This is a genomic window from Achromobacter sp. JD-1 (assembly GCF_038594925.1).
In the GTDB taxonomy this organism is placed as follows: domain Bacteria; phylum Pseudomonadota; class Gammaproteobacteria; order Burkholderiales; family Burkholderiaceae_B; genus Achromobacter; species Achromobacter spanius_C.
This window is the reverse complement of sequence record NZ_JBCGCS010000022.1, coordinates 1-13,092: the sequence shown is the minus strand read 5'-3', so window position 1 is coordinate 13,092 and position 13,092 is coordinate 1. Positions and strand designations below refer to the sequence as shown.

The following is a 13,092-nucleotide window of genomic DNA, read 5'->3' as shown; positions in this document are numbered from 1 at the left end:
GAGGTCAAGCATGTACACCGCCGGGCAACTCTCGCACTCCCCCCGCCAATCCTGGCTGCTGCGCGGCGCCTGCCTGGCGCTGTTCATGCTGCTCTCCGCTTGCGGCTTCGCGCTACGCGGCGTCACCCCGATGCCGTTCGACACGATGTACATCGGCATGCCGGACAACACCCAGTTCGGCGCCGACGTGCGCCGCGCGCTGCGCGCGGCGTCGCCGAACACCAAGCTGGTGGATACGCCCCAGGAAGCTCAGGCCATCCTGCAACAGGTGAGCGATACCCGCACGCTGCGTGAAGTGTCCTTGAACGCACAAGGCCGGGTCGAGGAATACGAACTGGGCATCAACTACACGTTCCGCCTGATCGATAACCAGGGCCGCGCGCTGATCTCGGACACCACCTTGTCCATCTACCGCGAAATGCCGTATGACGACCAGGTCGTGCAGGCCAAGCAAGGCCAGATCGAAACCTTGTACAAAGCTATGCAGCGCGACCTGGTGTCGCGCCTGCTGCGCCGCTTGACCGCCCCCGACGTGCATCGCGCCTACGAAGAGGCGGCTGAGCGCGGCGAAAACGGCGAGATCCCGCTGTTCGACCCGAACGCTCCGCAGCAAAGAAGAACGCCCACGCCTTGGCAAACGCCGTCCACCACGGACCCGGCGATCCTGCGCTAGGCCATGGCACAGTCTCTGGACGCGGACCGGCTTGCCGAACATCTGCAGCGGCCCGGCAACCGGCTGGCCCCGCTGTATACGGTGTCGGGCGACGAGCCGTTGCTGGTGACGGAAGCGGTCGACACCTTGCGCGCGTCGGCGCGCAACGCGGGCTATACCGAACGGCTTTCCATGGTGATGGATGCCCGCAGCGACTGGAGCAGCGTTCTAGCCGCCACCCAGAGCGTGTCGTTGTTCGGCGACCGCCGCATCCTTGAAATCAAGATTCCCACCGGCAAGCCTGGCAAGTCAGGCGCCGACACCTTGACCAAGCTGGCCGAGCAAGCAGAAAAGCAGGCCGATGCCGACACGCTGATCCTGATTGCGCTGCCCCGGTTGGACAAAGCCACCCGAGAAAGCCGCTGGGTGCAGGCGCTTGCCCGTGCCGGCATGATGGTGGACATCGCCAATATCGAACGCGGCAGGCTGCCTGCCTGGGTCGGCATGCGGCTGGCCCGCCAGAACCAGCGTGCAGACGGCGCCACCCTGCAATGGATGGCCGACAAGGTCGAAGGCAACCTGCTGGCCGCCCACCAGGAAATCCAGAAGCTGGGCCTGCTGTACCCGGAAGGCCAATTGGCGGCGGAAGACGTGGAACGCGCGGTGCTGAACGTGGCGCGCTACGACGTTTTCGGCCTGCGTGACGCCATGCTGGCCGGCGACATTGCGCGCACCATCCGCATGATCGATGGCCTGCGCGCCGAAGGCGAAGCCCTGCCGCTGGTGTTGTGGGCAGTGGGCGAAGAAATCCGCCTGCTGGCCCGCGTGGCCGAAGCGCGCGCGCTGGGCCAGGACGTCAATGGCCTGATGCGCAGGCTGCGCATCTTCGGCGCGCATGAACGCCTGGCGCTGCAGGCGCTGAACCGGGTGCAGCCCGGTGTCTGGCCTGCCGCGGTTCAACACGCCCATGATGTCGACCGCCTGATCAAGGGCCTGTCGGTTGCCGGCCGGCTATCGGACCCCTGGGAAGAAATGACCCGCCTGGCCCTGCGTGTCGCGGCCGCCGGCGGACGACCGTGAAGGCGGCAGCGCCGCCAACCTTCGCCTTGCTGTCCCTTTCGCCTTCCGCCTCTGGCTTTGCCCTTCTTGCTTTGCTCCCGATGTCCGGCCTCGCGGCCGGAGATACACTGAATCCCCTGGACCCCTGGCTTTCAGGTGGCCGCCACACCGCCGCCCGAAGCTGCCCCCAAACACTCCATGATTGACGCCGCCATGTCCTCGTCCTCCATCGAACACGCCATGCTTACCTTGGGCGAAAACGCCCGGCGCGCCTCGCGCGCCATGATGCGCGCCAATAGCGCCGCGAAGAACAAGGCGCTGCTGGCAATGGCTGACGCCCTGGCCGCCAGCCACGACGAGCTGAAAGCCGCCAACGAAAAAGACGTGTCCGCCGCCCGCGCCAACGGCCTGGAACCGGCCCTGCTCGACCGCCTGACGCTGTCGGACAAAACGCTTGCCCACATGGCCGAAGGCTTGCGCCAGATCGCCGCCCTGCCCGACCCCATCGGCAGCATCACCGCCACCACCGTGCGCCCCAACGGCATGCGCGTGGCCCAGATGCGCGTGCCGCTGGGCGTCATCGGCATCATTTACGAATCGCGGCCCAACGTCACGATCGACGCGGCGGCGCTGTGCCTGAAATCGGGCAATGCCGCCATCCTGCGCGGCGGCAGCGAAGCGCTGCACTCGAACATTGCCTTGGGCCGCGTGGTCCAGACCGGCCTGGCAGCTGCCGGCTTGCCGCCGCAAGCCGTGCAGGTCGTGACCACCGCCGACCGCGCTGCCGTTGGCAAGCTGATCACCATGACCGAGCATATCGACGTGATCGTGCCGCGCGGCGGCAAGGGCCTGATCGCGCGCCTGTCGCAAGAAGCCCGCGTGCCCCTGATCAAGCATCTGGACGGCAACTGCCACGTCTACATCGACGCGGCAGCCGACCCGGACAAGGCGCACACCATCGCGTTCAACGCCAAAACCTACCGCTATGGCATCTGCGGCGCCATGGAAACGCTGTTGGTCGACGCGGTTGCGGCCGTTTCCATTTTGCCGACGCTTGCGGCGGCCTTGATCGAACACGGCGTGGAGCTGCGCGGCTGCCCGCGCACGCTGGCCTTGCTGCCCCACATTACGCCGGCCACCGAAGCCGACTGGGGCACCGAATACCTGGGCCCCATCCTGGCGGTACGCATCGTGGACACGCTGGACGACGCCATCGAGCACATCGCACGCTGGGGCTCGGGCCACACCGACGCCATCGTCACCGAAGACTTGTCGGCCGCGCAACGCTTCCAGCGGGAAGTGGATTCCAGTTCGGTCTATGTCAACCTGCCGACCTGCTTCGCGGACGGCTTCGAATATGGGCTGGGCGCAGAAATCGGTATCTCCACCAACCGCCTGCACGCGCGTGGCCCCGTGGGCCTGGAAGGCTTGACCACGCTAAAGTGGGTACTGAACGGCGAAGGTCAGGTGCGCGGCTAAGCCCCACGGGGCGCGCTCCCCGCCGCGCACGCCAGGGCTGACGCAGCCCTGAACACGCGGCGGCGCCAAGCCTTCTACAATACGGCCTGCATTTTCTGCTCTGCCTTCTTATCATCCCAACGCGGTGCGCCGCGCAATCTTGAGATCCCCCATGCATTCACCTGTCATGGCCATGGCCTTCAGCCTATTCGTGCTTTGCTTCATCACTTGCACGCTCAGCGGCATCGTCTTGTTCTTCTTCAAGTGCAAAGAAATCAACGCCACGCTGAAGCATCCGTACTTGCAGCATCGCCCATGGAAGCAGTACCCGCTGTCGATCCAGGCCGCCATCATGCTGGACTATTTTTTTCGGCTGATGTTTCCCGGCACGCGCTTCTGGCTGATCGGCAACGCCAACGACTTGCTGGGCCACGTCGATCCCAAAAAAACGCCGCTGTCGCTGAAGTGGCCCATTGTCGGTTTCTGGGGTTCGTGCTGGCTCGGGCTGATTGCAATGATCGTCCTGTGGATCATGCTGTTCCTGGGAAGCTGATCCCATGCAGATCCGCATTGAAGACTATCCCGGCAGCGAGCAAGCCGCCCGCATCCTGATCGCGGCGCGCGACGCCGGTGTGGCGGGCCCACGCTTGCCCGCCGACTGCCGGCCACAATCGCTGGCACAGGCCTTTGCCGTTCAGCAGCGCACCGCGCACTGGCTGCAAGCCACGCGGCAGGATCGCATTGCGGCCTGGAAGAGCGCGCTGCCGTCGCCAGAAAAAACCGTGGTGGCGCCCATTTATGCATCCGGCACTGCCTACACCGACGCGGGCCCGATTGCCACGCGCACGGACGTTGTGCGGGTAGAACCCGAAATTGCGTTTGAGCTTGCCCACGACCTGCCCGCCCGCGACACCCCTTACACCGACGCCGAGATAGATGCCGCCGTGGGCAGCGCCCGCTTGGCGCTTGAAGTGCTGGGCTGCCGCTACGCGGCGCCGGAACACGCCAGCCTGCCTGAATTGCTTGCCGACCATATGTTCAATGACGGCCTGGTGCTGGGCCCCCGCCTAGCCTCGCCGGATGCCGCCCCGGCCAGCATGACACTGACCTTGTCGATCAACGGCCGCGAGGTCGAGCAACACCCCGGCCTCCATCCCAACGACCATCCCAAGGCCGGGCTGTACTGGCTGGCCAACTTCCTGCGTGAACAAGGCCTGGGCCTGTCCGCCGGCCAGCACGTCATCACCGGTTCTTACGCCGGATTCCTGGACGTGCCCGCGCATCAGGACATCGAACTGGTCTACGGCGATCTGGGCGTCTTGCGCGTGCGCTTTGGCAGGTAGCGGATAGGCGCGCGGCGCCAGCAAGCCTTGCCGCGCCGCCCCATCCGCACAGGGCAGGCCCCTGGTGACTCAGCGTGAAACGGGGTCGGCGATGGTGACGGGGTCGCCGCCCGCTTCGATGATTTCGCCAGCGGCCAGGCACAAGTCTTCGCGATAGCGGCCCGCCACGATCTGCACGCCGACCGGGCTTGGACCCACGCTGCTCATGGCTTGACCCATTGCCACCGACAAGCCAGGCAAGCCCATGAAGGGCACGCCGATCTGCGTCATTTGAGCGCGCCACACGCGGGCGTACGCGGCGTCTCCTTGTAAATCAAGCTTGTCCGGAAACGGCAGTTCAGCCGATACCGGCAACAGCAGGATGGGGTAGTCGGCCAGGAACACTTCCCACATGCGGGTCAACGTTGCCCGGCGCGTCAACACGGCGGAAAAATTATTCAGATTGGCGTCAGCCGCCTTGTCGCGCTGGCCGCGCAACGCGACCAACGCCCCTTGGTCGCCCTCTTTTTCCGCGGCTGCCACCATGGCGTCATAGCCGTCAGCCATCCACATCCGCACCTGAAGGTCGGCCGCTTCCTGCATGGGAGGCACCGCCTCCAGCGTATCCACCGTCCAGCCGGCTTCGGTCAGGCGACGCGCGGCCTCCTGTAATGCCTTGACGACCGCGGGTTCGGTGTCCATGCCATCAGGGTTCAGGCACAGCGCGGCCCGGCGCGGCACGTCCGGCCCCACCAGCGGAGCCGGCACCCACCACGGGTCGCGCGGGTCGGGGGCGGCCAGCACGGCAAGCCCCAGGCGCACGTCGGCAATGGTGCGGCCCAAGGGTCCGGACACCGCCGTCAGTTGTCCGCCGATGGAGCGTTCGGGCAGCGCCGCGTTGTAAGCCGCCACGCGGCCAAGAGACGGACGCAAGCCGTGCACGCCGCAGGCGTAGGCCGGGTAGCGGATGGACCCGGCAATGTCGGTGCCATGAGCCAGGTGGCCGATGCCCGCCGCCACCGCCGACGCCGCGCCGCCCGACGAGCCTCCCGGCGTCAGTGCCGCATTGCGCGGGTTGTGGGTATCGCCATGCAGCGCATTGCCGGTGAACCAGCGCAGGGAAAACGCCGGGGTGTTGGTGCGCCCCAGGATGACGGCGCCAGCCCGCAAGAGGTTGTCGACGACAGGGCTGTTCGTGGCGGCGATCAGGTCTTTTTGCAGATTCACGCCATTGGTGGTGGCATGGCCCGCCTGATCGACGTTGACCTTGACGGTAACGGGTACCCCCGCCAGCACGCCGGGATCTTCGCCGCGCGCAAGCTGCGCATCCACGTCGGAAGCCCGCGCCATGACCTCGTCAGGACGGTGGTCCACGACGGCGTTCAGCGCGGGGTTCACGGCATTGAGCCGGTCCAGTGCACTTTGCGCGGCCTCGACGGCGGACACGTCACGGTTACGGATGCGGGAGGCAAGCTCAACCGCGGACAAACGCCAAAGTTCGGACACGCGTCACTCCTGAGATCGTGGTTATTTCGGGCCAAGCAAACCTTAGCGCCAGTCGCGCCCGTCCACAAGCCACCGCTTACCACTGGCGTGCCGCTATTTGTCCTCTTCGAACACCTCGACAATCGCGTCCGCCACGGCTCGCACGCGCGCGGTGCGGTTCAGGTCGCCATGCATCACCAGCCACAAATCGTAAGGCTCGCTGCGGTTGGGCCAGATGCGCACCAGGTCGGGATAATCCGGCGCCATGTGCGTGGGCAATTCACCGATACCCAGCCCCGCCGCCACCGCCGCGATGATCATCAGCCCCGAATTCAGTTCGATGGCGATACGGCCGTTGCCCGTGGGTTCACCGCAAAACGTATCGGACCATCCCGGCAGCACCGCCTGCTGGTAGGTCACCAGCGTATGGCCGGCGAACGCCGTGCCCGGCCGGGGTTCGCCATGCGCGGCAAGGTAGGCGCGCGACGCATATAGCCCCACTTCCTTGCGGGCCAGATGGCGCTGGATCAGGTCGGGATTGTCCGGCTTGATGTTGCGGATGGCCAAGTCCGCCTCGCGGCGTGTCAGGTTGCTGATCTGGATGGATGCCGACAGCGCCACTCTTATGTCGGGATGCTGGGCATGCAACCGGCGCACGGCCTCCATGACGAAGTAGCTGGCCACCGTTTCGGATGCGGCCACGCGCACCACCCCGGACAAGCGGTGATCCAGCCCCTGCATCTGCCGCTGCAACTGGTCGGCCGCCTGCTCCATGCGTTGCGCGGCCGCAAAAGCCAGTTCGCCCGCCGCCGTGGGCACATACCCGGTCGGCGTGCGCAGGAACAACCGCGCGTCCAACGAGGCTTCCAGCGCGGCCAGACGCCGTCCCGCCGTTGCCTGGTCAATCTGCAACAAGGCCGCCGCCCCGCGCAGCGTACCAACCCGATAAATAGCCAGGAATATTCTGGCGTTGTCCCAATCCATCGCACCCGCCCCTGTGGTCCATGCCGAATATCGTGATGCATTTTCGCATCACAACAAAGCAATTATTCGGCTTTTTTGCACCAGCGAAAAGCCCTAAGCTGCCTTCCTCAATATGCCGCAATCGTCACCCCTCATGACCACCGCCTGCCCGCAAGCCCCCTGCCCCACCGCCGCCAGCCCGCAAGTCCCGCGCCCCACCGTTGACGGCAAGCCCCTGACGGGCTGGCTGCCGCTTGTCACCCTGGCCATCGGCTTTGTCATGGCGATGCTGGACGTTACGGTGGTCAATGTTGCGCTGCCCAGCATCGCCTTGCAGTTCGTCGTCCCGCTGACTGACCTGGTCTGGATTGTGGACGGCTATACGCTGACCTTTGCCGCCTTGCTGCTGGTGGCCGGCGCGCTGGCCGACCGATACGGCGCCAAAACCATCTATCTGGCCGGGCTGGCCGTGTTCACCCTGGCCTCCTTGCTATGCGGCCTGGCGCCAAACGCCAACACGCTGATCGCCGCGCGCATGCTGCAGGGCCTGGGCGCCGCCTTGTTCATGCCAAGTTCACTGAGCTTGCTCACACACGCCTATGAAGACGAACAGGTGCGCACCCGCATGCTTGCCGCCTGGTCCGCCATCGTGGCGGTGGCGGGTGCGGCCGGCCCCTTGATGGGCGGCGTCCTGATCCACCAATTCGGCTGGCGCGGCATTTTCCTCATCAACATCCCGCTTGGCCTGGTGGGCCTGTGGCTTGCCCGCCGGCGCATCCAGAGCGCGCCACGCCGGCCCCGCGCGCTGAACCCCTTGAGCCACCTGCTGGGCGTGATTGCGCTGTCCTCACTTTGCTTCGTGCTGATCCAGGGCAACGCTTATGGCTGGACATCCGCCCGCATTGCCGGCGTCGCCGCGCTGTGCGCCGTGGCGCTTGTACTGCTGGTGCGGCGCGAACGCCGCCACGTCGAGCCCATCCTGCCGCGAGCCCTGTTCACCACTGCGCATTTCGCCGCCGCCAATGGCGTGGGGTTTCTGATCAATCTGGCCGCCTACGGCCAACTGTTTCTGCTTAGCCTGTTCCTGCAACACGCCCGGGGAACCGACGCACTTCAAACCGGCATCCAGTTGGTGCCGATGCTGGCGGTGTTCTCGATCGGCAATATGATTTCGGCGCGCGTTTCCGCCCGCTGGACCGTGTCGGCCTCGCTGTTGGGCGGCTTGTCGCTGGCGGCGGCCATGAGCGCCGCCGGCATCGTCGTGTTCTCGCCCCACATGGCGTATTGGCCGTTTGCGGTTGTGGTGGCGCTGGCCAACCTGGGCGTGGGAATCGCCGTGCCCGCGATGACCAGCGTCGTCATGCAGGTTTCAGGCAAGCACCATGCCAATAGCGCGGCGGCGGCGTTGAACGCCAACCGCCAGTCCGGCGCCTTGGTGGGCGTGGCCGTAATGGGCACCATCCTGCATGCCTTGCCCGATTGGAATGCAAGCCTGTCCCTGGCTTATTGCATGATCGCGGCCAGCTACGTGGGCGCGGTTGTGTTGGTCTGGCGGCACCTGCGCAGCACGCACAATATGTGACCGGTGGTATGCAGGCGCCCGGCGTTTGCTTCACAATGTGGCCGAACCCTAGACCCAGGAGAGCCGCATGTCCCACACCGCCGCGCCGCAACCGTCCATCCGCCGTATCGCCATCGTTGGCGCGGGCACGATCGGCGCCAGTTGGGCGGCGCTGTTCCTGGCGCGCGGCATGGAAGTGGTGGTCAGCGACCCCGCCGCCGATGCCGAAGCGCAAACACGGGCCCGAGTACAAGCCGCGTGGCCGGTGCTGCTTGAATTGGGACACGTCACCGAAGGTGCCTCGCCCCAGGCTTTGCGATTCGAGCCGGATCTGGCCCAGGCGCTGGCCAACGTGGACTTTGTGCAGGAAAACGCGCCCGAACGCGAAGACTTCAAGATCGACCTCTTCGCGCGCATGGATGCGATGCTGCCTTCCCATGTCATCGTGGCATCCAGTTCGTCGGGCCTCATCATGAGCAGGCTGCAATCCCGTTGCCAGCATCCCGAGCGCTTTGTCATCGGCCACCCCTTCAACCCGCCGCATCTGATTCCGCTGGTGGAAGTGGTGGGCGGCGACAAAACCTCGGCTGACGTCATCGACCGAAGCATTGCGTTCTACAAGGCCATGGGCAAGCATCCCATTCGCCTGAACAAGGAAGTGCCGGGGCATATCGCCAACCGGCTGCAAGCCGCCATCTGGCGTGAAGCCATCCACCTTGCCGCGGAAAACGTGGCCAGCGTCGCGGATATCGATGCGGCCGTCTCGCAGGGCCCGGGCCTGCGCTGGGCATTGTTTGGTCCGCATATGACCTTTAATCTGGGCGGTGGCGCGGGCGGCCTTGCGCATTTCATGCACCATCTTCTGGGCCCCGTGCAAACCTGGTGGGACGACCTGGGCGCACCCGAGGTCACGCCAGCGCTGCAGCGCAAACTGATCGACGGCGTCAACGCCGAGGCCGGGCACCGCAGCATTGCCGATCTCGTGGAAACGCGCGACGCCCAGCTCACCGCGCTGATCAAGGCCCTGCGCCGATAAGCCCAAGCGCCTTCTTTCAAGGAGTTTATTGAATGACCGAAGTCACCCATGAACCCGGCCAATCCCGTTTCACCGCCACGGTCGATGGCGTGCTGTGTGTGCTGGACTACCAGTTGCAAGGCGACGCCATGGTTATTGTTCACACAGGCGTCCCAAGCCCGGTCGGTGGACGCGGCATCGCCGCGGAATTGACCAAAGTCGCACTGGAAACCGCGCAGGCCAAAGGCTGGAAAGTGCGCCCGGCGTGCTCGTATGCCGAGGTCTACATGCGCCGCCACCCCGAATACAACGACCTGCGGGCCTGATTCCCGTCTTCTGGCACGCCGTGACAAAGAAATCCGCACCCTCTCCCGAAACCGCGCCCTGCCCCTGCGGAGGCGTAATCTATTCCCGTTGCTGCGGCCGTTGGCACGACGGCCCGCTGGCCATGCAGGCGCCCACCGCCGAAGCGCTCATGCGATCGCGCTACAGCGCTTTCGTGCTCGACAAGCTACCCTATCTTTTGGCCAGCTGGCATCCCACCACCCGGCCCGCCACGCTGGAACCCAATCCGCCTGACCTGAAATGGCTAGGGCTATCCATCAAACAAGCGCGCGACCAGGACGCCGACCACGCTACCGTGGAATTTGTCGCACGCAGTCGCCAAGCCGGACGTGCGCATCGCCTGCACGAAGTCAGCCGCTTCGTGCGTGAAAGTGGGCAGTGGTACTACGTGGACGGCGATCTGAACTGAACGCCCGCAAGGATCAGGCAGCGAACGAAGTCTGCGTATCGGCCTCCACGGCCTGGCTTACCGCCGCCACCAATTGCCGCTCAATATCACCAGGCGTGCTCTGGTTGCTGACGATCGCCAGTTCGGTCGGGGGAACCGCAGCGAACCCATCCTCGGCGCCCAACACATCGTGCGACGCCAATTGGGCAAATGCGGGCAGCAGGCTCACGCCCAGCCCCGCCGCCACAGCCGCCTGCACCCCGGCCAGGCTATGGCTGTGGTAGGCGGCATGCCAGGATCGGCCCGCAGTTTCCAAGGCATAGATCATGCGCTTGCGATAAATGCAGCCCTGCGGAAACATCACCAGCGGCACCGTGGCAACGCCCCTCAGATGCTCTTTGTTGCCCACCCAGACCAAGCGCTCCGGCCAGGCGGCCAGACAAGGGCCATCGCCCGGCTCGCGCTTGATCAAGGCCACGTCCAGATCCCCTGCCCCCAAGCGCCCGCGCAAGTCGGCGCTCATGCCGCTGGCCGTTTCCAGGCGTACCTCGGGATGGCTGGCCGCAAACCCCACCAACAGAGCCGTCAGCCGGACCACGTCGAAATCCTCTGGGATACCCAGGCGCAGCACGCGCAACGCGCGTGGCGCCGTCAACGCCAGTTCTGCCTCGTCGGCCATTGCCAGCAGGCGACGAGCGTAAGCCAACATCAGTTCGCCGTCCTCGGTCGCGACCACGTTGCCGCCCGCGCGGTCCCGCAGCAATAGCGTCTTGCCCATGGTCTGCTCAAGCTTGCGCACCTGCTGGCTGACCGTCGACTGGGTACGATGCACGCGGCTTGCCGCGCGCGTAAAGCTGCCTTCATCGGCAACGCATACCAACGTACGTAAGAGTTCCAGATCGAGCATGGAGTTTGATAGTTGAAGATCAACTAAGTGGAGTCTGATTATTAATTTTACGACTTTGCGGCGTGAGTTCTAAGCTGCTTATTCAAGCCTCTAACTGCCCACTCATCTCGATAAGGACACCGCAATGCCGCTGAACCAACTTCCCCGCCCGCAGTGGCTCACCTTTGACTGCTACGGCACCCTCATCCAGTGGGACGAGGGCCTGCACGCCGCGGTCAGCCGCATCCTCGCCTCCAATCCGCAAGAACGCGCTTTGCCCACTCCGGCGAATTTTCTGAATATCTACGACCAGCACGAGCATCGCCTGGAACGCACGCCGCCTCATCGCAACTTTGCGGATATCGCCCGCGAGGCGCTGCGCCTGACCATGCAGGAGCTTGGGCTGACCTACCGTCCGGAAGACGCCAACATGCTGATAGACAGTATCTCGGCCATGCCTCCTTTTCCCGAAGTCGTGGACACATTGTCCGTGCTGAAACAGGCGGGCTTTCGGCTATGCATCATCTCGAACACAGACGATCAGATCATTGCGGGCAACGTCGCCCAGTTGGGCGGACATATTGATCGCGTCATCACCGCGGAACAAGCTGGCGCCTATAAACCGTCTGGCAAGATTTTCGCCCATGCTTACAACAGCCTGGGCGTGACGGCGGACGACGTGGTGCATATTTGCGCCAGTCCGCATCTGGACCATGCCGCCGCGCGCGACATTGGATTCCGATGCGTCTGGATCGACCGTGGTACAGGTCGTCAACGCTTGCCGGACTATCTTCCGGACGCTACCGTACCGACGTTGGACCGCGTGCCCGATCTGTTCCGGAACGCCGGTTGGCTATGACACGCCGTGATGGCCTGTGGCAGTCGATGCCGATCGCCCAATACCGAGCGTGCGATACCGGCGCTACCGGCCGTCCGCTACCGGCCGTCTTTTCCTCTTGCCCAATAACCGAACCTTAGATTGAAGGTAAACATGAACCAAGATCCCCATTTTGCCGACGCACTCTTTCACGCTGAACCCGTGGCAGCGCTCCGAGCTGATCTGGCACTGGCGCTACGCGCGGCGGCGGCCCACGGTTTGGGTGAGGGGGTCTGCAACCATTTCAGCGTGGCATTGCCTGGCGACCCGGACCATTTCCTGCTGAATCCGCGTGGTCTCATGTGGAGCGAAGTCCAAGCCGATGACATCGTATTGATCGACGCCCAAGGCAACAAACTTGCGGGCCGGCACGCCGTCGAGCCCACGGCCATGTTCATCCACGCCGCCATTCACCGTATTGCGGGTAAAACCTGTGTCTTGCACACGCACATGCCCTACGCCACGGCGCTAACGCTCACTTCCGATCGTGGTCTGGACACCACCCTCTCGCAGAACGCCATGCGTTTCCATGGCCGTCTGGCCATCGACGAAAACTACAACGGGCTGGCGTTGGACGTCAGCGAAGGCGAACGCATCGCGCATGCCATGCAGGGCGCCGACATCGTATTTCTTGCCAATCACGGAGTCGTGGTGTGCGGAGAACGCTTGGACTACGCCTACGACGATCTCTTTTTCCTGGAACGCGCCTGTGCGGCACAGGTGTTGGCCCAATCGACCGGCCGTGCGCTCAAGCCGGTAAACGCCGGCCTGGCCGCCAAAGTCGCAGCGCAGATCCAAGGCGAACGCCTGCAATCGGAGTTGTTCTTCCAAGCGCTGCGCCGCCAATTGCCTTAGCGTCAGATTTTAATTTTTTGAGCGCGCATCAAACAAAAACGCCTCGCGGCATCAGCCGCGAGGCGTTTTTCAATTCATCAGTGCTGCAAAGATAAAATCTACAGGCAGAACATAAAAACATAACCCTAAAAACAAAACCCCACAGGATCACCTGTGGGGTTTTGCGCAATAAAAGCCTGACGATGACCTACTTTCACAGACGTCCGTCCACTATCATCGGCGCGAA

At 64.4% G+C, this 13,092-nt stretch carries 14 protein-coding genes; 11 read left to right on the top strand and 3 right to left on the bottom strand.

What is annotated here, in order from left to right; translation table 11 throughout:
- The first annotated feature begins 10 nt into the window (after positions 1 to 10).
- The 5 genes from WBR68_RS25530 to WBR68_RS25510 all read left to right on the top strand — a co-directional run bounded on the left by WBR68_RS25530 (position 11) and on the right by WBR68_RS25510 (position 4,512).
- On the top strand, positions 11 to 673 hold the full coding sequence (locus WBR68_RS25530) for an LPS-assembly lipoprotein LptE (RefSeq protein WP_050447711.1): 663 nt from the start codon (positions 11 to 13) through the stop codon (positions 671 to 673).
- A gap of 3 nt (positions 674 to 676) precedes the next feature.
- A complete protein-coding gene (gene holA, locus WBR68_RS25525) occupies positions 677 to 1,732 on the top strand; it encodes a DNA polymerase III subunit delta (protein ID WP_050447709.1) in 1,056 nt (351 codons plus the stop codon).
- A 177-nt stretch (positions 1,733 to 1,909) separates the two neighbouring features.
- Positions 1,910 to 3,190 (top strand): glutamate-5-semialdehyde dehydrogenase, encoded by a 1,281-nt coding sequence (locus WBR68_RS25520; protein ID WP_370641279.1) that lies wholly within the window; start codon positions 1,910 to 1,912, stop codon positions 3,188 to 3,190.
- Positions 3,191 to 3,341: 151 nt separating this feature from the next.
- Positions 3,342 to 3,722 (top strand): hypothetical protein, encoded by a 381-nt coding sequence (locus WBR68_RS25515; protein WP_198158181.1) that lies wholly within the window; start codon positions 3,342 to 3,344, stop codon positions 3,720 to 3,722.
- A gap of 4 nt (positions 3,723 to 3,726) precedes the next feature.
- Complete coding sequence (locus WBR68_RS25510; protein ID WP_230695607.1) at positions 3,727 to 4,512, top strand: 2-keto-4-pentenoate hydratase; 786 nt, start codon at positions 3,727 to 3,729, stop codon at positions 4,510 to 4,512.
- Positions 4,513 to 4,581: 69 nt separating this feature from the next.
- Here WBR68_RS25510 and WBR68_RS25505 read toward each other — a convergent pair whose 3' ends face one another.
- Positions 4,582 to 5,997 (bottom strand): amidase family protein, encoded by a 1,416-nt coding sequence (locus WBR68_RS25505; RefSeq protein WP_230695606.1) that lies wholly within the window; start codon positions 5,995 to 5,997, stop codon positions 4,582 to 4,584.
- A 93-nt stretch (positions 5,998 to 6,090) separates the two neighbouring features.
- Complete coding sequence (locus tag WBR68_RS25500; RefSeq protein ID WP_050447703.1) at positions 6,091 to 6,960, bottom strand: LysR family transcriptional regulator; 870 nt, start codon at positions 6,958 to 6,960, stop codon at positions 6,091 to 6,093.
- A gap of 133 nt (positions 6,961 to 7,093) precedes the next feature.
- Here WBR68_RS25500 and WBR68_RS25495 point away from each other — a divergent pair, with 133 nt between their 5' ends.
- The 4 genes from WBR68_RS25495 (at position 7,094) to WBR68_RS25480 (ending at position 10,269) form a co-directional block, all read left to right on the top strand.
- Positions 7,094 to 8,521, top strand: a complete 1,428-nt coding sequence (locus WBR68_RS25495) for an MFS transporter (RefSeq protein WP_230695605.1) — start codon at positions 7,094 to 7,096, stop codon at positions 8,519 to 8,521.
- 67 nt (positions 8,522 to 8,588) lie between these two features.
- Positions 8,589 to 9,536, top strand: a complete 948-nt coding sequence (locus WBR68_RS25490) for a 3-hydroxyacyl-CoA dehydrogenase NAD-binding domain-containing protein (RefSeq protein ID WP_230695604.1) — start codon at positions 8,589 to 8,591, stop codon at positions 9,534 to 9,536.
- Between the two features lie 32 nt (positions 9,537 to 9,568).
- On the top strand, positions 9,569 to 9,841 hold the full coding sequence (locus WBR68_RS25485) for a GNAT family N-acetyltransferase (protein WP_230695603.1): 273 nt from the start codon (positions 9,569 to 9,571) through the stop codon (positions 9,839 to 9,841).
- Positions 9,842 to 9,861: 20 nt separating this feature from the next.
- Complete coding sequence (locus WBR68_RS25480; RefSeq protein ID WP_198158180.1) at positions 9,862 to 10,269, top strand: YchJ family protein; 408 nt, start codon at positions 9,862 to 9,864, stop codon at positions 10,267 to 10,269.
- A 13-nt stretch (positions 10,270 to 10,282) separates the two neighbouring features.
- Here WBR68_RS25480 and WBR68_RS25475 read toward each other — a convergent pair whose 3' ends face one another.
- Positions 10,283 to 11,155, bottom strand: coding sequence for a LysR substrate-binding domain-containing protein (locus tag WBR68_RS25475; RefSeq protein ID WP_230695602.1), 873 nt, complete (start codon positions 11,153 to 11,155; stop codon positions 10,283 to 10,285).
- Between the two features lie 124 nt (positions 11,156 to 11,279).
- Here WBR68_RS25475 and WBR68_RS25470 point away from each other — a divergent pair, with 124 nt between their 5' ends.
- Complete coding sequence (locus tag WBR68_RS25470) at positions 11,280 to 11,993, top strand: haloacid dehalogenase type II (protein WP_230695601.1); 714 nt, start codon at positions 11,280 to 11,282, stop codon at positions 11,991 to 11,993.
- Between the two features lie 132 nt (positions 11,994 to 12,125).
- Positions 12,126 to 12,866, top strand: a complete 741-nt coding sequence (locus WBR68_RS25465) for an aldolase (protein ID WP_050447696.1) — start codon at positions 12,126 to 12,128, stop codon at positions 12,864 to 12,866.
- Positions 12,867 to 13,092 lie beyond the last annotated feature (226 nt).